This is a genomic window from Streptomyces sp. NPDC001530, assembly GCF_042894545.1.
GTDB lineage: Bacteria > Actinomycetota > Actinomycetes > Streptomycetales > Streptomycetaceae > Streptomyces.
Map to the genome: position 1 here is coordinate 1 of NZ_JBIAVS010000006.1, position 18,971 is coordinate 18,971.

The 18,971-nt window shown below is 69.3% G+C and carries 16 protein-coding genes and 3 pseudogenes; 10 read left to right on the forward strand and 9 right to left on the reverse strand.

Annotated features, from left to right (window positions below; translation table 11 throughout):
- Positions 1–791: 791 nt before the first annotated feature.
- Positions 792–1,307 carry a hypothetical protein gene (locus ACFY0T_RS12900; protein ID WP_388868308.1) on the forward strand — a complete coding sequence of 172 codons (516 nt, stop codon included), beginning with the start codon at positions 792–794 and terminating at the stop codon, positions 1,305–1,307.
- A 170-nt stretch (positions 1,308–1,477) separates the two neighbouring features.
- Entirely contained in the window at positions 1,478–3,133 is a 1,656-nt protein-coding gene (locus ACFY0T_RS12905) for an RICIN domain-containing protein (RefSeq protein ID WP_388868311.1), read from the forward strand.
- A 58-nt stretch (positions 3,134–3,191) separates the two neighbouring features.
- Here the strand turns inward: ACFY0T_RS12905 and ACFY0T_RS12910 are convergent.
- The 4 genes and pseudogenes from ACFY0T_RS12910 to ACFY0T_RS12925 all read right to left on the reverse strand — a co-directional run.
- A pseudogene (locus tag ACFY0T_RS12910) lies at positions 3,192–3,365 on the reverse strand (IS5/IS1182 family transposase); the annotation flags it as partial.
- Between the two features lie 232 nt (positions 3,366–3,597).
- Positions 3,598–4,485, reverse strand: a pseudogene (locus ACFY0T_RS12915) (cytochrome P450); the annotation flags it as partial.
- A gap of 386 nt (positions 4,486–4,871) precedes the next feature.
- Positions 4,872–5,852: an ImpB/MucB/SamB family protein gene (locus ACFY0T_RS12920; protein ID WP_388868313.1), complete on the reverse strand. Its 981-nt coding sequence runs from the start codon at positions 5,850–5,852 to the stop codon at positions 4,872–4,874.
- Complete coding sequence (locus tag ACFY0T_RS12925; protein WP_388868316.1) at positions 5,849–9,301, reverse strand: DNA polymerase III subunit alpha; 3,453 nt, start codon at positions 9,299–9,301, stop codon at positions 5,849–5,851. The genes ACFY0T_RS12920 and ACFY0T_RS12925 overlap by 4 nt, the downstream gene beginning before the upstream one ends.
- Before the next feature lie 861 nt (positions 9,302–10,162).
- Between ACFY0T_RS12925 and ACFY0T_RS12930 the strand changes: the two genes are divergently transcribed.
- The 4 genes and pseudogenes from ACFY0T_RS12930 to ACFY0T_RS12945 all read left to right on the forward strand — a co-directional run.
- Positions 10,163–10,327, forward strand: coding sequence for a hypothetical protein (locus tag ACFY0T_RS12930; RefSeq protein ID WP_388868319.1), 165 nt, complete (start codon positions 10,163–10,165; stop codon positions 10,325–10,327).
- A 174-nt stretch (positions 10,328–10,501) separates the two neighbouring features.
- Positions 10,502–10,684, forward strand: coding sequence for a hypothetical protein (locus ACFY0T_RS12935; RefSeq protein ID WP_388868322.1), 183 nt, complete (start codon positions 10,502–10,504; stop codon positions 10,682–10,684).
- 662 nt (positions 10,685–11,346) lie between these two features.
- Positions 11,347–12,114: a hypothetical protein gene (locus ACFY0T_RS12940; RefSeq protein ID WP_388868324.1), complete on the forward strand. Its 768-nt coding sequence runs from the start codon at positions 11,347–11,349 to the stop codon at positions 12,112–12,114.
- A gap of 119 nt (positions 12,115–12,233) precedes the next feature.
- A pseudogene (locus ACFY0T_RS12945) lies at positions 12,234–12,721 on the forward strand (DNA polymerase III subunit alpha); the annotation flags it as partial.
- A 144-nt stretch (positions 12,722–12,865) separates the two neighbouring features.
- On the opposite strand, the gene ACFY0T_RS12950 reads toward ACFY0T_RS12945, so the two are convergent.
- Complete coding sequence (locus ACFY0T_RS12950) at positions 12,866–13,240, reverse strand: cupin domain-containing protein (RefSeq protein ID WP_388869370.1); 375 nt, start codon at positions 13,238–13,240, stop codon at positions 12,866–12,868.
- A gap of 106 nt (positions 13,241–13,346) precedes the next feature.
- Between ACFY0T_RS12950 and ACFY0T_RS12955 the strand changes: the two genes are divergently transcribed.
- Together ACFY0T_RS12955 and ACFY0T_RS12960 are read left to right on the forward strand one after the other, a co-directional pair.
- Entirely contained in the window at positions 13,347–13,793 is a 447-nt protein-coding gene (locus ACFY0T_RS12955) for a MarR family winged helix-turn-helix transcriptional regulator (protein ID WP_388868326.1), read from the forward strand.
- Between the two features lie 182 nt (positions 13,794–13,975).
- Entirely contained in the window at positions 13,976–14,836 is an 861-nt protein-coding gene (locus ACFY0T_RS12960; RefSeq protein ID WP_388868329.1) for an esterase/lipase family protein, read from the forward strand.
- Between the two features lie 77 nt (positions 14,837–14,913).
- On the opposite strand, the gene ACFY0T_RS12965 is transcribed toward ACFY0T_RS12960, so the two are convergent.
- Positions 14,914–15,936: a lytic polysaccharide monooxygenase gene (locus ACFY0T_RS12965; RefSeq protein ID WP_388868332.1), complete on the reverse strand. Its 1,023-nt coding sequence runs from the start codon at positions 15,934–15,936 to the stop codon at positions 14,914–14,916.
- A 184-nt stretch (positions 15,937–16,120) separates the two neighbouring features.
- Between ACFY0T_RS12965 and ACFY0T_RS12970 the strand changes: the two genes are divergently transcribed.
- The gene (locus tag ACFY0T_RS12970) at positions 16,121–16,570 is read left to right on the forward strand and encodes a GNAT family N-acetyltransferase (RefSeq protein WP_388868335.1); all 450 of its coding nucleotides are present in this window, start codon (positions 16,121–16,123) and stop codon (positions 16,568–16,570) included.
- Positions 16,571–16,635: 65 nt separating this feature from the next.
- Here ACFY0T_RS12970 and ACFY0T_RS12975 read toward each other — a convergent pair whose 3' ends face one another.
- Positions 16,636–16,770, reverse strand: coding sequence for a hypothetical protein (locus tag ACFY0T_RS12975; protein ID WP_356140129.1), 135 nt, complete (start codon positions 16,768–16,770; stop codon positions 16,636–16,638).
- Between the two features lie 136 nt (positions 16,771–16,906).
- Between ACFY0T_RS12975 and ACFY0T_RS12980 the strand changes: the two genes are divergently transcribed.
- A complete protein-coding gene (locus ACFY0T_RS12980; RefSeq protein WP_388868338.1) occupies positions 16,907–17,521 on the forward strand; it encodes a class I SAM-dependent methyltransferase in 615 nt (204 codons plus the stop codon).
- Positions 17,522–17,560: 39 nt separating this feature from the next.
- Here the strand turns inward: ACFY0T_RS12980 and ACFY0T_RS12985 are convergent, their stop codons facing one another.
- Together ACFY0T_RS12985 and ACFY0T_RS12990 are read right to left on the reverse strand one after the other, a co-directional pair.
- Positions 17,561–18,061, reverse strand: coding sequence for a DUF402 domain-containing protein (locus ACFY0T_RS12985; protein WP_388868341.1), 501 nt, complete (start codon positions 18,059–18,061; stop codon positions 17,561–17,563).
- A complete protein-coding gene (locus tag ACFY0T_RS12990; RefSeq protein ID WP_388868343.1) occupies positions 18,042–18,971 on the reverse strand; it encodes a GNAT family N-acetyltransferase in 930 nt (309 codons plus the stop codon). Before ACFY0T_RS12990 ends, ACFY0T_RS12985 begins: the two co-directional genes overlap by 20 nt.

The following is an 18,971-nucleotide window of genomic DNA, read 5'->3' on the forward strand; positions in this document are numbered from 1 at the left end:
TGGAGGCAGTCCCGCCCCAGAAGGCCGAGAGGCCATTCCCCAAAGGGTAGGAAGACCGGTCGTTCTCCCTCTCGACGATAGCCCCCTCGGCGTCCGTGCGCCAATCGGGTGGCCCGTTTGCGGGATCCCTCACCGGCCGCGGGTCTGAGGGGCCGGCAGGGGTACGCACCCGAAGCGCATTGCCCGGTCAGGTCCGGCAGGGCTCATGAAGAAAGTTCTACAGCGGGTGTGCGGCGGTGGCCAGGCCTGCGGTACGCCCGAGTTTGCCCGATTCTGCCCGCTTGGCTGGATGTGTGCCCGCATCGGACCTGGGGCGGAGCGGGTGGGCAGGTGAGATTGGGTAGCTTCCGTGCCCGAAGAGCGGGGCGAGCAGGCCCGTTCGATGCCCGCCGGCTCCGCGTGCGTCGTCAGCAGGGGAGGACCGACACCAAGGAACATCGCGGATATGGGCACGTCAAGCCCGGCGAGCACTGGGCGGGCCGTGCCAAGGCCGCCGCCGGGTACCAGGCCGGCCGCGAGGCGATCGGGACCGTCAACCGGATCGACAGCCTTGAAGCGGAAGTCCGGAAGCTCCACCGGAGATACTCCCGCGGGAGGACCACTGGGTCATCTGGCTCGGCAGGTACGGGTATGGCCACTGGCGCAAGACCTTCCGTAAGCGGTTCGCCGAACTCGCCGCAGGCTCGCAGATCCTCTCCGTCTCGCTCCGGCAGAACACCGCCCGCGTCGGCATCGGCCGCAGTGAGCAGTTCCTGGCGATCAACCGCGCGCTCGCCGCGATGTGAGAGGCAGTGAACGCCTACTGGAAGAAGCACCTGGACGCCGCCCGAGCCGAGAAGGGCATCCGCGTCTGGATGCGCACCGACTTCAAGCCCGGCGACTTCGCCAAGATCGGCAAACGCTTCTACGGGATCGTCCGCTGCAATCCCAAGACGCTCACCGTCGTGAGCGGCACCAACATCACGAGCCTGGAGATCGTCACCCAGGCCAACGTCCATGACGCCGTCGTCGGCCATGTCTGGACCGGCAAGATCCCCTGCACCGACGTGTCCGGCACGCTCGCCGCGGCAGAAGCACGGGCACATCAACGAGACGTGTCACGAACGAATGAGTCGGCCGGTCGCCCCACCCGCACAAAAGATTCAGCCGCCCGGTCGGGGCAGAGAGTGCAAGCGTCGCCGCGAGATGTCCATGGACGCCTTGCCTGCACCGAGGCGAAGGTGGCCGCCATCGATACAACCCCCCAGCAAGGCAGGGAAAGGATCCACCTCCACGAGCGGCCAGCCGGGAGCAGTACGAACTCTTGACGCGGGCCGTCCGAAGATACCCGTGGGTCAGGCGGGCGTCCCATGGCCGCTCTCGTCGCACGGGAGATGCCTCATCCTTGCCTATCTCGCGGCAAGAGGTGGAGCGCCGGAACTTCGGATGCCCCGCGCCGCGCCCCCTCACCACGCAAAGACTCAAGGAAGAGGTTCTTGTGCGAATACCCAGACGCCTCGCGGTCCCGGTCGCCTTGGTCCTTGCGGCCTGCGCGCTGACCGGGACCGCCGCTACGGCCCACGCGGCCTCGGCAGTCCCCGCCTCCGGCGGCGTCTACACCCTGACGAACGCCGCGAGCGGCATGCTGATGGACGTCAAATACGGCTCGACCTCCCCTGGCGCACCCATCATCCAGTGGAAGTCGAACAACGGGGCCAACCAGGAATGGTTCCTGACCCGAACCAGCTCCGGCGCCTACACCGTCAGGAGCGCCAACAGCGGCCTGTGTCTGGACACCCCCAACTCGCAGGACTCCATCCAGCTCGTCCAGAACACCTGCAACGGCTCCAGCCGCCAGCAATGGAAGATCCAACCCGTCGGCGACGGCACCTACACCCTTGCCAACGCCGCCAACGGCCTGCTCGCCGACAACATCAAGTCGTCCACCAAGGAAGGCACCGAGATCATCCAGTGGGCGTCCGGCGGCGGCGCCAACCAGCACTGGACTCTCACCCAGCTCACCCGGGTCGGCACCTACACCGCCGGCCTGATGAAAAACGGACCCTCCTTCACCAACCAGAGCATCCGCATGGTCGCTCACACCACGGTGGCAGGGTCCATGCTCCGCGTCCGGCTGAGCAACCTTTACGGCACCGCACCGCTGACCATCGACGCCGTCGACGTCGCCCAGCAAAGCAGCACCCCCGGCACCGCCGTCCCCGGCACGCACCACACCGTCACCTTCAACGGCAACGCCTCCGTCACCATCCCCGCCGGGCAGGACGTCGCCAGCGACCCGATCCCGATGGCCGTGGCCGCGGACACAAACCAGCTCGTGAGCATCCACCTGCCGGGCACGCCCGCCGGCACCACGTGGCACCGCGAGGCACAGCAAACCGCCTGGATCTCCACCGCCGGCAACCACGTCACCGACGACGGCACCGGCAACTACCCGAACACGAACAACGCATCCTGGTACTTCCTCGACGGCCTGGACGTCATCTCCCCGACCGCCGCTGGAACCCTGGTGTGCGTCGGGGACTCCATCACCGACGGCGTCGGTTCCACTTGGGGCGCCAACCGCCGCTGGCCCGACTACCTCGCCCGGCGCATGAACTCCGCCCCCGGCGGCCCCACCCTCGGCGTCGTGGACGCCGGCATCGGCTCCAACCGCGTGCTGTCAGAAGCCGACGGCAACAACCCCAGTCTCCAGACCCGTTTCGCCCACGACGTGCTCGGCCAGCCCAACGTCAAATACGTGATCATGCTGGAGGGCATCAACGACATCGGAATAAACGTCGGCCCGAACTGGCACAGCCCTGTGACCGCCGCGGAACTTGTGAACGGCATGAAGGACGTGATCGACAAAGCCCACGCCGCCGGCGTGAAGGTCATCGGCGGCACGATCCTGCCCTACAAGGGGGCCGGCTACTACACGGATTACGGCGAGCAGGTCCGCAAAGACGTCAACGAGTGGATCCGCAAAAGCGGCGGCTACTTCGACGGCGTCATCGACTTCGACCAGGCAATGCGGGACCCCGGCAACCCTCTGGCCCTCAACCCCGCCTACGCCAGCCCCGACAAGCTGCACCCCAACGACGCCGGCTATCAGGCGATGGCCAACGCCGTGAACCTCGCCCTGCTCACGCCGTAACACCGTGACGCGGAGCCTCTGCGGACCCGCTGACTAAGTCGCGCGGATATGGGCCAGTTCATGCTCGGCGTTGTGGACGGCTGTCCCAGCGGTGGGTGGTCCAGGCCCGGCGGATCAGGCTACGTACGATGATGATCGTGTCGGCGAGGTCGAACGCGTCGATGACGTGGCTGCGGCGTTCGTAGCAGTGGGCGAGCCGGTGGAAGGCGTTCTGCCAGGCATGGGTGCGCTCCGTCACCGGCAGCCGGAGGGCCCGTGTCCTTCGTGGACTTCGCCGGCCCTCTGCGCAGGTTGACGGGCGGTCGGGGCTGGGGCAGGAGGCCAGGTGCCTTGGGCCAGGAGGCCGGCGGCGTAGGCGCGGGCGACCAGGGCGGTCTTGCCTACCGCCTTCCAGCGCTGGGAGAGCTGCTTGAGGTGGCGGGCGGCCCCCGTTTGCCGGTCTTCCCGGCCCTGCGCCACGGCCCCAGGTGGAGCACGGCGGGGTGCTTGGCGAGGAAGTACAGGGCGAAGGCGAGGGTGCCGGAGGTGGTCTCGTGCCCGGCTATCAGGAAGGTGATCACCTGGTTGCGGATGTTCGCCGCATCCAGGGGCTTCCCGTCGGAGGGATGGGTGGCGCGCAACATCAAGCCGAGCAGGTCCTTGGCTTCCTGCTCCGACGCCCCGGCCGTAGTGCGTGCCGCGATGACCTCGTCGACCACGCCCGCCAGGTACGCCGCGTCGGTCCGGAATGCTTCGTCGGCGTGGCTGTAGTCGGCACCCGGCCGGCGCGTCAGGCGCAGCATCGCCCAGTCCAGGCACCGCACCATGGCCGCGACGAACGGGTGTGGCTCCGGTCGCCCGAAGGAGCCGAAGTCGAAGTCGAAACCGGCCAGGCCGATGGTGCCCAACGTCATGCGCGTCATGTCGTCAGCCATGTCCACCGGCGCTCCCGCGGCCGCGTGGCGGTCCCAGGCATCGATGAGGCGGCGGGCGACACGCAACATCACGGGGTGATAAGTGCGCATCGCCCCCAGACCGAAGGCCGGCATCAGCAGGTCGTGCGCCCGGCCCCAGTTCGGCTCGTCGTTGAAAGCCGTGAACAAGCCGTCGCCGGCGAACTCCCGCACGTTCAGCAGCGGCGCGCCCACTGCCTTCGCGAACCGCCGCTCGTCAGCCAGTTCGGTGACCAGGTCCAGCCCGCTGACGACGAGCAGCTCGCGGTCGAAGATCCGCTGGAAGAAGGCCGGGCCGTGCTGCCGGGCCAGATCCATGGTCCGCAGGACGGGGGGTCTGACCGGCGCATCGGCAGAGAGGTCGACGACAGGGGCGCCGTGGCGGAGTTCGCGCTGCGACGGGAGGACCGTCTCGGTCATGATGCGTACCTCCAAGCAGAACCGACCAGCTGTCGGCAATGGCTCCAGTGGTCTTCCCACCGTCGCAGCACCGCGAGCGGTATCAGTCCGTCCGCACTACGCAGATGTGTAGCGACAGGGAGAGAGTTGCCGCACTCTTCGCGTCACACCTGAGGTAAGGGGATTCCGTCGCGGCGCCCCCGCCGACTGGCTCCCCGGGTCGTGTGGTCGCAGGCCGGAACGACGAAGAGTGCCAACCGTCACCCCGCCCAGGGCAGCAACCAGTTGATCAGCCAGGGACGGAACCGGAACCGTTGAACGGCGCAGGACGGAAAGGTGCCGTCTGACCTGCGCAACATGAGATCGGCCTGATCAAAGCCTGTATTCGTGGTTCTTGGCACAAGCGGTCAGTCCGCCAGAGCAGCTGGACGTACGGCCTGCGGCCCGAAGCGTCGGCGGGCGCGGTCCGCGGCGACTTCGGCCGCGCGGGCCCGGGCATCGCCGGGATCCAGGGAGAGCTGCCAGTAGGCGCTCTCGGCGGGCCGCAGACCGTCGGCGCGGATCGCGTAGGCGCGGACTCTTGCCCGTTGCAGGCCGAGGCTGGTCAGCAGGCCCAGGGCGGTCGCGGCGAGGGCGGGTGAGTGGTCGGTGGGCTCCGGCAGCGCACGCGTGCGCGTGCTGGAGCTGCGGTCGGCGTACCGCACCGTGAGGGTGAGCCGGCTCGCGATCCGCCGTTCACCGCGCAGGCGCCCGCCGAGCTGCTCGGCGAGCCCCAGGACCGCCCGGTGATGTTGTGCTGGATCGAGGCAGTCCCGCTCCAACACCAGGTCGGCGGTCAGGTGCTCCGCCGGTTCCGAAGGAGTGACCGGGCGGGGGTCGTGGCCGCGGGCGCGTTCGGCCAGGAGCCGTGCCTGGCCGGCGCCGAGGAGCCGTTGCAGGGTCACCGAAGGCAGGTCGGTGAGCTGGCCGATGGTGTGCAGGCCGTATCTGCCGAGCGTCGACGCCGTGGCGCGGCCGATCCCGGGCAGCGCGGTGACCGGGCGGGGGTGGAGCCAGTCGGCGGCCCGCTCGGCGGGGACCCAGGTGGTCTCGCCCGGCGCGGACGCGTCGGCCGCCATCGCCGCCAGCATGCGGTTGCCCGCGAGCCCGGCACTGCTGTCGATGTCGTAGAAGAGCTTCAGCCTCATCATCGTCATCTGGACCATGTCGTAGGGAGAGAGGTCGAAGTATCGGAGCGCCGAAGTCAGGTCGAGCTGGACGGCGTTGGGCGGGATGGCCTGCACATGGGGGGTTATGCCGTACAACAGTTCGATTATATCTCCGTACTGATCCTCGGTCAGCCCCGCGTGCAGATGGAGGTGGGCGATGTGCCGCTGACGTGTGTTCATCCCGCACTCCCGGGGCTGGTGTAGCCGAACTTCTTCAGGTCGGCGGAACGGGTGCCGGCGGGCTGGAGGTCGGCATACGGGTGCAGGCGGGCGCCGGTGGTGCCGTTGGCCAGGGTGCGCTGCGGCTGGGCGGGGGTCGGGTGCGGACGGCTCTCGCCGAGGAGGGCGAGCGCGGCCTCGGGGCCGTTGTCCCGGCGGGCGGCGGCGATCTCGTCCAGGTCCCAGGCCATGGAGCCGACGACGGTACGGCGGATGCCGCGCACCTGGACCGTGCCGCGCACCAGCAGCAGCCCGCTGTGGAAGACGGTGTGCGCGCAGGCCGGGTGGGAGTCCTCGAAGAAGGCCAGGTCGACCAGGCCGGAACCGTCCTCCAGGGTGACGAAGATGATCCGCTTTCCGCTGGCGATCGGCGGGGTCTGGGTGGAGGCCCGTACGCCCGCGACAAGCACCTGCTGACCGGCGCGCATCCCGGCCAGGTGCGCGGCGTCGGTCGCGCCGATCTCGCGCAGCAGTCTGTGGTGGTGCTCCATCAGGTGCTTGGAGACATCGATGCCGAGAGTACTCAACTCGGCGCTCAGGGCCTCGCGTCCGGTCATCTCAGGCAGCCCGCTCGGCTCCGCTCCTCCAACAGCACCTGCATCGATGGGGAGTTGGCCTGAACCCGCGGTCCGGTTGCGGGACTGCCGGTGCAACTCGGCGATCTGGAGCAGAAGATCACGTCGGGTGAGCCGGCCGTCGTGGAGACAGTTCAGGGCACCGATCTCGGCGAGGCGCTCGGCGACCGGTCTGCTGGGACGCGCCCGCTGCCAGAAGTCCGACAGTGATCCGTACGGCTGCCCCTCCTCGATTCGGGCGCACTCCTCCTCGCTGATGCCGTGCACCCCGGAGAGGGCAAGGCGTACGCCCCACTGGTCTCCGTCGGCTTTCTCCACGGTGTGCTTCACCTGGGAGTGATTGATGTCGACGGGCAGGAGCTGTACGCCGTTGCGGCGGGCGTCGGAGACCAGGACGCGCTTGGGCCACATGCCGGGGTCGTGTTCGAGCAGGCCGGCCAGCAGGAACGCTGGGTAGTGGGCCTTGAGCCAGGCACTCTGCAGGGCGGGTACGGCGAAGGCGACCGCGTGGGCGCGGCAGAAGCCGTAGGCGCCGAAGGCCTCGATGGTCTTCCAGACCTCATCCCGGACCGCCGCGCTGTAGCCACGCGCGCGTGCCAGGCTGTGGAACCAGTCCCTGATCCCGGGCAGTCGGTCCTTCTCCCCGAGCGCTCGCCGGGCGATCTCCGCCAGCGCATAGTCGCAGCCGGTCATGACCGACAGGGTCTCGATGATCTGCTCGTGCCAGATGGTCACGCCGTAGGTGTCGGCGAGCACCGGCTCCAGATCCGGATGCGCGTACGACGGCGTGCCGCCATGGCGGGCGGCGATGTACCGCTCGGGCATGCCACCGGCGACCGGACCGGGACGGAAGAGACTGATGTCGGCAATGACGTCCTGAGGATCGCGTGGCTGCAGTCTCGACAAAAGATCTTGCTGACCAGGTGACTCCAATTGAAATAGGCCCAAGGTCTGGCTCTCCTGGATGAGCTTGAAGGCGAAGACGTCGTCGAGGGGCACCTGCTTCGGGTCGTCCAGGTCGATGCGGTTGCCGGTGGTCCGTTCGATCTCGGCGACGGCGTGGGCCATGGCGGACTGCATGCGCACGCCCAGGACGTCGAGCTTGATGTTGCCCAGCGCCTCGATCTCCTCCTTCGCCGCCATGGCCATCGGGTAGTCGCCCTGCGGGGTGGGCTGCACCGGCAGCCGGTCCAGCAGGGTCGCGTCGCTGATGACCACGCCGCAGGGGTGCATGGCCATGCCGTGGACCAGCGAGTCGAGGCCCTCGGCGAGCTCCCACAGCGGTCCGTACCGGTGCGCTTCGCCGGCCAGCTGCCGCAGTTCGGGCAGTTCGGCGAGGGCGCTGGTGATGTCTGAGGCGCGCAGGTGCGGGAAGCTCTTGGCGATCCGGTCGACGTCCGCGGGCGCGATCCCCAGCGCGAGGCCGGTGTCCCGCAGGGCCCGGCGCGCCCGGTAGGTCTCGGGCATCGCGGTGACAGCCACCCGCTCCTTCCCGAACCGTTCGAAGATCGTGTCGTAGCACTCCAGCCGCCGAGCCGACTCCACGTCGATGTCGATGTCGGGCAGCGAGGCCCGGCGCACGCTGAGGAAGCGTTCGAACAGCAGACGGTGGTCGAGCGGGTTGGCGGTGGCGATGTCCAGGGCGTGGCAGACCATCGATCCGGCGCCGGAGCCGCGGGCCGCGACCCGGATGCCCTTGGCGCGGATGTCGGCGACGACCTGGCCGACGGCGAGGAAGTACGAGTCGTAGTTCAGCTCGGAGATCACGGCGAGCTCCTGCTCCAGCCGGTCGAGCGCCGTCCGGTCACGGTCCAGGCCGCGCCGGACCAGCCCCTCCTCGCACTGCCGGCGCAGCAGTTGTGCGGCTCCGCCCGCTCCGGGGTCGGCGCCGAAGAGCGCCGGTTCCGGGAAGTGCCGGGCGCCGAGCCCGAGGTCCGCTGCGGGATCGACGGTGCACGCGGCCGCCGTGGCGGCGGTGTCCGCCATCAGGCGCCGCGCCCGCCGGACGTCTCCTCCGGCGCACTCGGCGACCATCCGCGCGACGACCGCCATCCCCCGCTCGCCCTTGAGCCAGCGCTGCCCGCTGTCCAGGTGGCGCCGGTCGATGGGGCGCAGCAGCCGTGCGGCGTCCAGGACGTCGGCGAGGCGGTGCTGGTTCGGGTCGGCGTAGCGGACGGCGTTGGAGAGCACCGCGGTGGTGCGGGTGTGGTCGGCCAGCGCGAGGGTGCGGGCGGCCAGGCGGAGGGATCCCGGACCTGTGCCAAAACGATTCTGCGCAACGACCTCCAGCCGGACTCCCCTCCCGAAGATCTCCCGCCAGGGCGCCAGCAGCTTCACCGCGACGTCCTCCCGGCCCACCGACAGCGCCCGCACCGGCTCTGAGAGCGGCCCGAGCAGCACGGTCAGGCCGGGGCCGCCGTACTCGCGCAGCGCCTCCCATGGCACCACTGGCGGCGTACCGGACACGGCACCGACATGGGCGGCCGAGGTGATGCGGCACAGCCGCGCCCATCCCGCCCTGTCCTGGGCGAGCAGCACGAACCGCAGCGGCGGCTCGACGACGTGCGCGCCACCGCGCGCCGGGGTACGGCGGCGCTGGCCGGGCGGCGGGGGCGCGATGGCCTCCACTGCCAGGTCGACGCCGAAGAGCGGCCGGACCCCGTCCTTCGCGCAGGCCTGCGCGAACCGCACGGCCCCGGTGACCGTGTCGCGGTCGGTGAGTGCGAGCGCGGACATGCCCCGCTCGGCCGCCCGCCGGGCGAGCTGCTCCGGATGGGAGGCGCCGTAGCGGGCGGAGTAACCGGACGCGACGTGCACGTGGGCGAAACCCTCCATGCCGCACCTCCATCACTCCACCCCTTTTCGGCCATACACCCGATATGTTCATCGTACTCGCGTTCGATTACTCTAACCCCATCAGTCCCGGTCAGCGACCCGCATTCGAACACGTAAACGATTCATTGGTGAGTTGAGCAGTGGCCGGAACAGGCGCCGCCTCGTCACCTCCTCGGTCGGGGAGAGCAGTTGGGGGAAATCAACCCCGTGGTACACACCGCGCCGCAGTCATTCAGCGACTCAAGGCGGACGGATGGGTGACGGTATGTCGTACGAACGCCACTTTCCGTAATGGGAACGAGTCTCGGATCGGTCGTGTCAGTCGGGACTTACGGCGGTGTCAGATCGGTCGGCTGCCCGCTGACGCGGATCGCCCTTCGGTGGCAGCTCCCAGCACAGATCTCCTGCGGCGAGGGTCACGCTCCAGGAGGTGAGGGATGCCGCCGCCAATCGGTCGAGCACAGGGAACAGAGCCGCAGGAACGAGTCCACACTCACGCGCGATCCGGTCCACCTCGGCGCACCCGCGACCGGTCGAGGGGTCCGTGTGTGCCGCAAGGCAGAGGGTGGTCAGCCGCAGAGGCGGGCTGCCGACGCCCGCACAGCCGCCTTTCGCCGCACGCAGTGCCCAGTCAGCGGCGCTCCTGCGGTCTGGACGCGCGGGACGCTGAGCAAACAACACGCCGTCGAGGATCTGGGCGACCACCATCCTGTCGGTGGAGCCCGGGGCAGTCGGCGTTCTGCGGAGCTGAGCATCTCCCGCACCTGAATCTGGTCGCCCGGCCCCCTGGGGCGTCGTTTGCGGCGGCGCGAGGTGCCGTCCGGCGACGCCGCAGCCGCACGCAGGAAGGTTTCCGGAACCATGGCGGCTTGCGTTGTCACCGACGCGCCCGAACTGCGCGCGGCCCTCGCCGGACACCCGCAGATCAACGTCCGCGACCGCGATGATGACGTGCCTGCCGAGACCGAGTCCCACGTTGGCGCGGCCCGGATCGTCTTCAACACCGACGAGTTGGAGCTGCCGTGAGCACCACCGTCCACGTCAACACCTATGCGCACGCCGTCACTCACGTGTCGACCGGTCTCGTCAGGAGCCTCCGCCAGATCGTCAAAGAAAGCGCTTCTCTACTGTCTGAGCCACTGTCGGTTTTTGGCTCGGATTTCGGCGCGGAGGCATCTGCATGGAGGAGCCCGAGGGCTCTTGTCCGCCCAGCCTGCGTCGCCCAAGGCCCAGAGCGGTTCTGACCTCGCCGCGACCGGCGGTGACAGCGACACGACGATTCCCCTCGCGGCTGGTGGTGCGCTGTTGCTCGCCGTCGGCAGCACGTCCGCCATGAGGACGATCCGCAGACGCAGCCGCTCGTCCGCACGTCACGCGCGCTGAAGCAGCCGAGGTTCGGGCGCGCCGTTCCGACTGACCGTCAGACCGAGACAGCAGATGCTTCTGGGCATGGGCGACGGCGCAATCCCACCGACATGGGCGTACTCGGTTGGCGCGGAGCCCGGCCATGGGGTGGAACCGTGGGCGGGGGCCCGGCCTCAACCCGAGTAGGCGCGCGGAGCAACGGTCGACTGGCGGACGATGATCTCCGTCGGGAGCACCTGCTCATGGGTCGCCCGGCAGGCGCCCGGACGTATCGGGCGCTCCGGTCGACCGGCAGGCTCGGTCAGCCGTCGGTGCGCCGGGGCGAGACCGACGCTCATTCGCTTGCGCTCCCGCCGGCCTGGAGAGCCCGGAGTAGACGCTCCAAGATTCAGCGAAGAGTCCAAGTCCCCTCGCTCATTCGTCCATGGAGCCGCTTTCTGGGAGCGAGTACAACGTATGCCAAGTGACCGTCAGGCGAACTCCGTTCAGTCACGAAGCTCTTCACGGAGCCCTGAGGCAGTGGCATAGCGCGCCCCTCAGGTGACCGGTGGTGCGGACGAACGATTCACGACTCGCGCCTCCTTCTCCGGCCAGTGCGTCCTCGCAGACACCAACGCCGTTCGGGCGCGGCGAATCTGCGAGTCCCCTCATACCCCCACACATCGAGAGAGGGACAGCACATGTCAAACCTGGCCACCTCAACTCTCCGTCGCTGGGCCACCGTTGGCGTGGCGACGGGGCTGCTCGTGCTCACGCCTCAGGCGGCGTCCGCGGACGTGGGCGGCGGCAATGTCTCCATCGGATGGTCGATCCCCAACATCCCGTCCGAGGGGATGAGCAACATCACCTTCCCCATCACCGTGAACCCTGAGACCGCGCACAGGGGCGGGATCTACTTCGCCCGGCAATTCGACTTCGCGCACGCCTTCGGCTACACCGGCCTCCAGCCCCGGGAGAACAGCGGTGGTCACGAGCGGCTTTCGGCACGGTTCTCCACCTTCACCGATGGAGCGACCACGTCCGACCCGCTCTGTCACGCCGGCGCCGACGGCGGGCCCGGTGTGACCTGCGCCGTGGATTTCGACGCCGTCTACGGACACCGTTACGACATCAAGGTCGAACGGACCGGGACCGACGCGTGGACCGGAACGGCGACGGACGCCGTGACTGGCGTTTCCGTGCACCTGGGTTCCTGGAACCTGCCGTCGGGGAGCGGAAGTCTCCAGGGCTCCCAGGGAGGCTTCGTGGAGTACTACGCCGGGATCCCGAGCTGCGCGGAAATGCCCAGGTCCGATGTCACTTTCGGAGGCCCGACCTCAACTGACGCGGGCGGCCTGAGCGGTACGTCCAGGGCCAACTATGAGTACAGCGACTGCGTCGGGGAGTCGAACTACCACGCCGAGAACGACGGGGCGGGAACGCACGTGACCCGCGGCTTCGTCTCGTGACCACTGCTGGGCGCCGATGATGAGATCGGCGCCCAGCCACTCGACGCCGTTGCCACAGGACGTACGTCGTCTATCCCGACAGTCCCAAAGTCGGCACATGACTTGACTAATGAAGAGCGCAGCGGGACCTGGTCGGACGCCTGCAGCCCGCGACCTTCCACGACCTCGTCGTCGACATCATGACCGGCGGCGCGACGAGGCGGACCGGGTGCGGCGCGGACTCTCCGACCCCGAGTCGCAGGGGCGGATCCGCTTCTGGTTCGCACAGCACGCGGCGGCGAAGGGGTACGACGCCGAGACCATCGCGCGCACCTGGGAGATCGTCGAGGCCTTCGGGTCGTACGGCTTCTGCAAGGCGCACGCGGTCGCCTTCGCCGTGCCGACGTATCAGTCGGCGTGGCTGAAGGCCCATCACCCGGCCGCGTTCTACGCCGGGTTGCTCACGCACGACCCCGGGATGTATCCGAAGCGGCTGCTGCTGGCGGACGCGCGGCGGCGGGGGGTGCCGATCCTGCCGTTGGATGTGAACCGGTCGGCGGTCGCCCACCGTATCGAACTGGTGTCTGAATCGGTCGGTTCTCCGGGGCGATGGGGTGTCCGTCTGGCTTTTCCTCTCGGCCGGAAAGGCCGGCGCGTCGGGGCTGAAAAGCCTGGGTAGGGGCGGAGGGGGCGAAAACCGCCGTAGGACCGCCCCTGCGTGGATGGGCCGCCTACTGGAGCTCACCCGCTCCGAACTCGTCCTCCAGCAGCTCTAGTTGGCCCAGGGTGGAGTGAGTACCGAGCCGTCGGCCAACTCGGCCTGAAGGCCGATGGACGTGGTGACCCAGGAGATCGCGACCTCGTCCGTCGGGTTCTCGACGCCGAGGGTCGCCCCGGGGTTGATGATCACCGTGTCGCCCGCGGTGACCGTCTCGGTGCGGCCGTCAAGGGTGATCAGCAGTTCGCCGGAGAGGAGATGGAAGATCTCCTCGCGGTTGACGGTGTGCACGGGGGCCTGGTGCCGCGCGGGTATCTCGCCGCGCCAGGCGCACAGCTCCTTGCTGCCGCTCAGGGGAGTGGCGTACGAGACGAAACGGGCGCCGTGGATCTCGTGGACGATGGCTTCGGACGAGCGGATGACCGGCACGGGTGCCTCCGAGTGGATGGATAGATGGTCAAGTTGCTTGACCATATGGGCTGACCCCTATGGTCAAGCTGCTTGACCAATTCGTCAAGGGTGTTTCAATGCATGCGTGCAGAACTCCGAGGCCATGGCCCTGTCCGCCGCGCTGCTCGCCGTCGCCGGGGAGCTGACGCAACGTATTCACGAGGGCGTGGTCGCCCGGGGGTTCGAGGGGCTGCGGCCCGCGCACGGCTTCGCGTTCACGCGGCTCGCCCCGGGCGGTGCGACGGTCACCGACCTCGCCGCCCACCTCGGAGTCACCAAGCAGGCCGCCAGCCAGCTCGTCGAGGAACTCGTCCGCAAGGGGTACGTCGAGCGGCGCCCGCATCCCGTCGACGCGCGCGCCCGGCTGGTCGTAATGACCGAGCTCGGTTGGGCCTGTACGCGCGCGGCGGAGGAGGCGGCCGCCGACGTCGTGCGGGCGTGGGGCGAGCTGCTCGGGGAGAGTGACCTGCGCGCGTTGTACGACCGTTTGCTGCGCATCGCGCCCTACGGCCCCATCAAGCCTGTCTGGTGACGCTTCATCAGCTGTAACCCGGCTGCAACCGCCGACGGTGGTTACCGCTGGAAGTTTTTACTGACGCGTAACTTCACACTTGCACTACTCGTCCGTAACTTGACAAGTGAACAGCATCCTCGTGATCCGGATCACAGGGCGTATGCCGTCGCAACTCCCTTGAGCCGCAAGGAGATCACACGATGCTGCCCTGGAAGCGAGTGCTCAGACCCCTGACCGCGCTGCTGCTGACCGCCGCGGTCGCCGTCGTCCCCGCTGCCACCGCCCGAGCCGATTCCGCCCCCAGCAGTGGCTGGAACACCTACTCCTGCAAGCCGTCCACCGCCCACCCCCGCCCCGTCGTCCTCGTCCACGGCACCTTCGGGAACTCCGTCGACAACTGGCTGGCCCTCGCGCCCTATCTGGTGGGCCGCGGGTACTGCGTCTACTCCCTCGACTACGGGCAACTGCCCGGCGTCCCGCTCTTCAACGGCCTCGGCCCCATCGACAAGTCGGCCGAACAGCTCCAGTCGTTCGTCGACAAGGTGCTCGCCGCGACCGGCGCCGCCAAGGCCGACCTCGTCGGTCACTCGCAGGGCGGCATGATGCCCCGCTACTACCTCAAGTTCCTCGGCGGAGCCGCCAAGGTGAACGCCCTCGTCGGCCTCGCGCCCGACAACCATGGCACCACCCTCAGTGGCCTGACCAACCTGCTGCCGTACTTCCCGGGTGCCGAGGACCTGCTGAAGGCGTCCACTCCGGGGCTCGCGGACCAGATGGCCGGATCCGCGTTCCTGACCAAGCTCAACGCCGGCGGCGACACCGTCGCGGGCGTCCACTACACGGTCATCGCCACCAAGCACGACGAGGTGGTCACGCCGTACAGCTCGGGATTCCTCAGCGGATCCGACGTCCACAACGTCCTGTTGCAGGACCTGTGCCCGGTCGACTTCTCCGAGCACGTGGCGATCGGTCTCCTCGACCGGATCGCGTACCACGAGGTGGCGAACGCCCTCGATCCGGCGCACGCCACCGCGACCACCTGCGCGTCCGTGTTCAGCTGAGCACGCCGCCGGGAGCCGAGCACACCGCCGGGGTCTGTCCGGCCTGAGCCGCCGGACAGACTCCGGAGTCCCTCGTCCTAGCGGCCGTGGCGGCCGCCCGACATCGCACGGCGCCGGACCGAGGCGAACAGCGCCGCGGCACCGAGCGCCAGGGCGGTCGCCCCGCCGATCGCGAGGTACGACGTGGTGGAGTCGCCGCCGGTCTCGGCGAGGTTCCCCGAGGAACCGTCCGCCTTCGGCTCGTTCGAGGTGTCCGTGACGGCCGCGGCGGGACTCGCGGTCGTCGCCGCCGGCTCCGCCGACGTACTGGCGTCGTCGTCACCGTGACCGTGGTGCTCGACGGTCGACTTGTCGGCACCGTCCGCTATCTGCTCGTCAGAGGGCGCGGAGGCGGTCGGAGCGGGGGAGGAGCCGCTCCCGGAACCAGCGCTGCCGCTTCCGCTGCCGCCGCTTCCGCTCGTGCTTCCCCCGAAGGTCACGTCCGAGCAGGAGTAGAAGGCCTCCGGGCTGTCCGAGCGCTGCCAGATCGCATACAGGAGCTGCTTGCCGGAACGCTCCGGGAGAGTGCCGGAGAACGTGTAGAAGCCGCCCGAGGCGACCGGGTCGGTGGACGTCGCGACCGGGTGCTCCAGGTCCAGGTCGTCCCAGGCCAGCGGCTGGGACGGGTCGTAACCCGCCTTCGTGATGTACACGTTGAAGGTGCCCTTGTGCGGGGCGGTCACCCGGTACTTGAAGGTGTACGCGCCGCTGCTCACGCTCGTCGTGGGCCAGTCGGCGCGCGCCAGGTCGAGCCCCTTGAACTCGTCGTTGTTCGCGCTGCACAGCTTGCCGTCGGGGATGAGCTCCTGGTGCCGGCCGTTCGCGTCGCCGATCCGGATACCGTTCCAGTCGTAGAGCGCCTGGGTGCCACCCGCCGCGACGGCCGCCTTGCAGGCGCCCGACGTGGGGCTCTCCGGATTCTCCGCGTAGCACTGGGCGACCCGGCTGACCGGATCACCCATCGTGCCGTGCGCGGACGCGGGCGCGGTGGCCAGCGCGGTCAGGGCGAGCGGCGCGACACCGACGGCGGCGAACACGGCGACCTTGCGGCGAGCAGGCATGGGGGAACTCCTCGGAAACGGTCCTGGAGGCATGGGGCGAACCCGTGGGCTGAATCCCGTGGGGGCGATCAGCAAGCTAGCCCCAAGAAACCGCGAAATCGCCTGCTGGAGGCGGGTGGGGGAGATCCTTATGGCGCCGTTAAGGGAGTGCTGAGACTGCGATCAGGTAGGTAGCGTTCGCGGCATGACAGATGAGGAGATCCGGCCGGCCGTCGCCGCCGACGTACCGGTCGTGAAGGCCGTGATCGACGCGGCGTTCCATCCCTACATCGAGCGCATCGGGTTGGTACCGGCGCCCATGGAGGCGGACCACGCGGCGAACGTGGCCGCGGGGCGGGTGTACGTCACGGGGGAGCCGGTGACCGGGCTCGTGGTGGTCGAGGAGCGCGAGGATCATCTGTACCTCGACATCATCGCCGTCCACCCGGACACCCATGGCAAAGGCGTCGGGCGACGGCTGCTGCACTTCGTGGACGCACGCGCGCGTGCGCTCGGTCTGCCCGAGATCAGGCTCCTGACGAACGCGCTGATGTGGGAGAACCAGAAGATCTACCCGAAGTACGGGTACGAGGTGGTCGAGCGGCGCGCGGAGGGGCCGTACGACCGGATCCACTACCGCAAGAGGCTGGTCTGACGGTTCTGGTACTCGTCTGACGGTTCCGGTGGTGGTTTGACGGTTCTCGTGGTGGTCGTGGCGGCTCAGCCGTCCGGCCACCACGTTCGTGCGATGTCCTTGCGGACCTCCGGGCGCTCGGCCGGACGCTCGTCGGCCTCGTCCCGCACACGGCGGGAGTCCGACTTCCTCAGGGGCTTCTGCACGGTCACACGGCGCATGGCTGCCTCCTTGTGCCTACCGGGTTCCGTTGTGTACGGAGGTAGACCCTTTCCGGGAGAGTTCCTCATCGGTCGGAATCTGTCTGTGGCGGCTGTCACGAATCGACTGTCAGTGGCGGGTGTCACCCTGGGGCGCATGACGAGTAACAGTGACATGAATCCGGGGGCGGGCGTCGACTGGGACGCGGAGTCCGTCACCTTCGACGACGAGCCGGACCACGGCCTGCGCGACCCCGTCGTAAGGGAGGCCTGGGCGACCCGGCTGCGGGCGTGGCTGCCCGAGCGCGCGGCCGACGTCCTCGACCTGGGGTGCGGCACCGGCAGCCTGTCACTGCTCGCGTCCGAGTGGGGGCACCGGGTCACGGGGGTCGACCGGTCGCCGCGCATGGTCGACCTCGCTCGCGCGAAGCTGGCCGGCCGTGACGCGGTGTTCCTGGTCGGTGACGCGGCGGCGCCGCCCATCGGCGAGCAGCGGTTCGACGTGCTGCTCTGCCGCCATGTCCTGTGGACGCTGCCCGACCCCGAGCGCGTCCTGCGGCACTGGCGTGGACTGCTCCGCCCCGGAGGCCGGCTCGTCCTCGTCGAGGGAGTGTGGGGGACAGTAAGCCCGGTCGGCATACCCGCCGACCGGCTGACCGCCTTCCTGAAGCCGCTCGCGGCCGACATCCGCGTGGAGCCGCTGTCGGACGACGCCCGTCTGTGGGGACGGGAGGTCGAGGACGAGCGGTACGCGGTGATCGCCGCCCCCTAGGCGCAGGCAGCTCTTTCAGGGGGCGGCGTCCCTCCATGCCTAGGCCAGCAGCGCCTCGAAGTCGCCCTCGCGGGCCAGGCGTTCGAGTTCGTCCAGCGCGTTCTCGGCGGCGGCCGCGGCCGCCGGATCGGTGGTCGCCAGGCCGCTCGCCGCGAACTCGTCCTCGTCCAGGCGCAGTACGGTCCTGCCGTCGGCCGACCGCCACAGGTCCAGGTCGAGGTCCTCGACGACCAGCTCGCCGCGGGAGACAGTGGCCGGGCGGGTGATGTCGCAGTACCAGCCCTTCAGCACACCCTCGGCGTCACGGACCTCCTTCACCGCATACCAGCGGTCCCGCCAGTAGTACTCGGTGGAGACATCGCCCTGCTCGAACCGTACGAAGCCGAAGTCGCGGGCCGCGTCGCCCGCCCACGGCGCGCGCACGATGACCCGGGTGCCGTCGTCGTCGACCAGATCCGCGGGGTAACTGATCTTGGTGCGGCCGTACTTGACGAGGACGACCTCCAGCGAGCCATGCGACTCAGCCGAGTTCACGGACATACGTCACCTCCGTCGCGCAGATCTCGTAACCGCACCACTTGTTGATCGCCAGCATCGGCCCGTTGCCGGAGTCGTTACCGGTGAACGCCTCCGTGAAGCCGGCGGCGCGGGCGCGGTGCAGGGAGTCGTTCTTGGCCAGCTTCGCGAGGCCGCGGCCGCGGAAGGCACGGGCGGTGCCCGTCATCACCGTGCCGTAGCGGGTGCCGCCGTCCGTGCGGGCCGCGCTGAACGCGGCGGGGCGGCCGTCGACCACCGCGACCGAGGTCAGCTCGTGACTGAGGAGGGGGTGGTGCCAGGTCTCCCGCAGCCATGCCTCGTAGTCCGTGAACTCGCGGTCGACGTCGCTCGGTTCGTCCAGGAGCGTCTCGGCGTCCAGGTCGAACAGGGGGCGCGGGTCGTCCGCGAAGTCCGCCGCTGTGCGCAACTCGACGCCCGCGGGCGGCTCTTCGCGCGGGGGCAGGGTGCCGTTCGCCAGGTCCAGGCGGAGGAAGTGGGCGGAACGGCTCGCGCGATAGCCGCGCTTCTCCGCGAAGGCGCGGTTCGCGGGTGCGTCGAGGACCCAGGTGTGGAGCTTCGTCGCGCCGAGCGTGACGAGCCGCTCCTCGGCGGTGCGCGCCAGCAGGGAGCCCGCGCCGCGGCCCGTCCGCTCCGGGTGCGTGTACACGCTGAGGAACGCGTGCCCGGGCTCCGGGCTGTCGTAGACGATGCCCATCTGCGCCACGCCGATGAACTCGCCGTCCTCCTCGGCCAGCAACGGCTGGTAGTGGGAGTCCGGGTGGGCGCGTTCCAGGTCGTAGGCGACGGACTCGGCGGTGAAGAGCATGAAGGGGAGGGCCACGTGGCGGATGCGGGCGTAGGCCTCGGCGTCTGCCCGGTTCCCGCGGCGCAGTGCGCGAACGATCACTGTCAT

Bases quoted from the DNA above. Each gene is read 5' to 3' on its own strand.
- ACFY0T_RS12975 (WP_356140129.1), bottom strand. From the start codon at position 16,770: ATGCGCCGTGTGACCGTGCAGAAGCCCCTGAGGAAGTCGGACTCCCGC.
- ACFY0T_RS12960 (WP_388868329.1), top strand. From the start codon at position 13,976: ATGCTGCCCTGGAAGCGAGTGCTCAGACCCCTGACCGCGCTGCTGCTG.
- ACFY0T_RS12970 (WP_388868335.1), top strand. From the start codon at position 16,121: ATGACAGATGAGGAGATCCGGCCGGCCGTCGCCGCCGACGTACCGGTC.
- ACFY0T_RS12980 (WP_388868338.1), top strand. From the start codon at position 16,907: ATGACGAGTAACAGTGACATGAATCCGGGGGCGGGCGTCGACTGGGAC.
- ACFY0T_RS12920 (WP_388868313.1), bottom strand. From the start codon at position 5,852: ATGAACACACGTCAGCGGCACATCGCCCACCTCCATCTGCACGCGGGG.
- ACFY0T_RS12985 (WP_388868341.1), bottom strand. From the start codon at position 18,061: ATGTCCGTGAACTCGGCTGAGTCGCATGGCTCGCTGGAGGTCGTCCTC.
- ACFY0T_RS12925 (WP_388868316.1), bottom strand. From the start codon at position 9,301: ATGGAGGGTTTCGCCCACGTGCACGTCGCGTCCGGTTACTCCGCCCGC.
- ACFY0T_RS12940 (WP_388868324.1), top strand. From the start codon at position 11,347: ATGTCAAACCTGGCCACCTCAACTCTCCGTCGCTGGGCCACCGTTGGC.
- ACFY0T_RS12965 (WP_388868332.1), bottom strand. From the start codon at position 15,936: ATGCCTGCTCGCCGCAAGGTCGCCGTGTTCGCCGCCGTCGGTGTCGCG.
- ACFY0T_RS12990 (WP_388868343.1), bottom strand. From the start codon at position 18,971: ATGACAGTGATCGTTCGCGCACTGCGCCGCGGGAACCGGGCAGACGCC.
- ACFY0T_RS12930 (WP_388868319.1), top strand. From the start codon at position 10,163: ATGGCGGCTTGCGTTGTCACCGACGCGCCCGAACTGCGCGCGGCCCTC.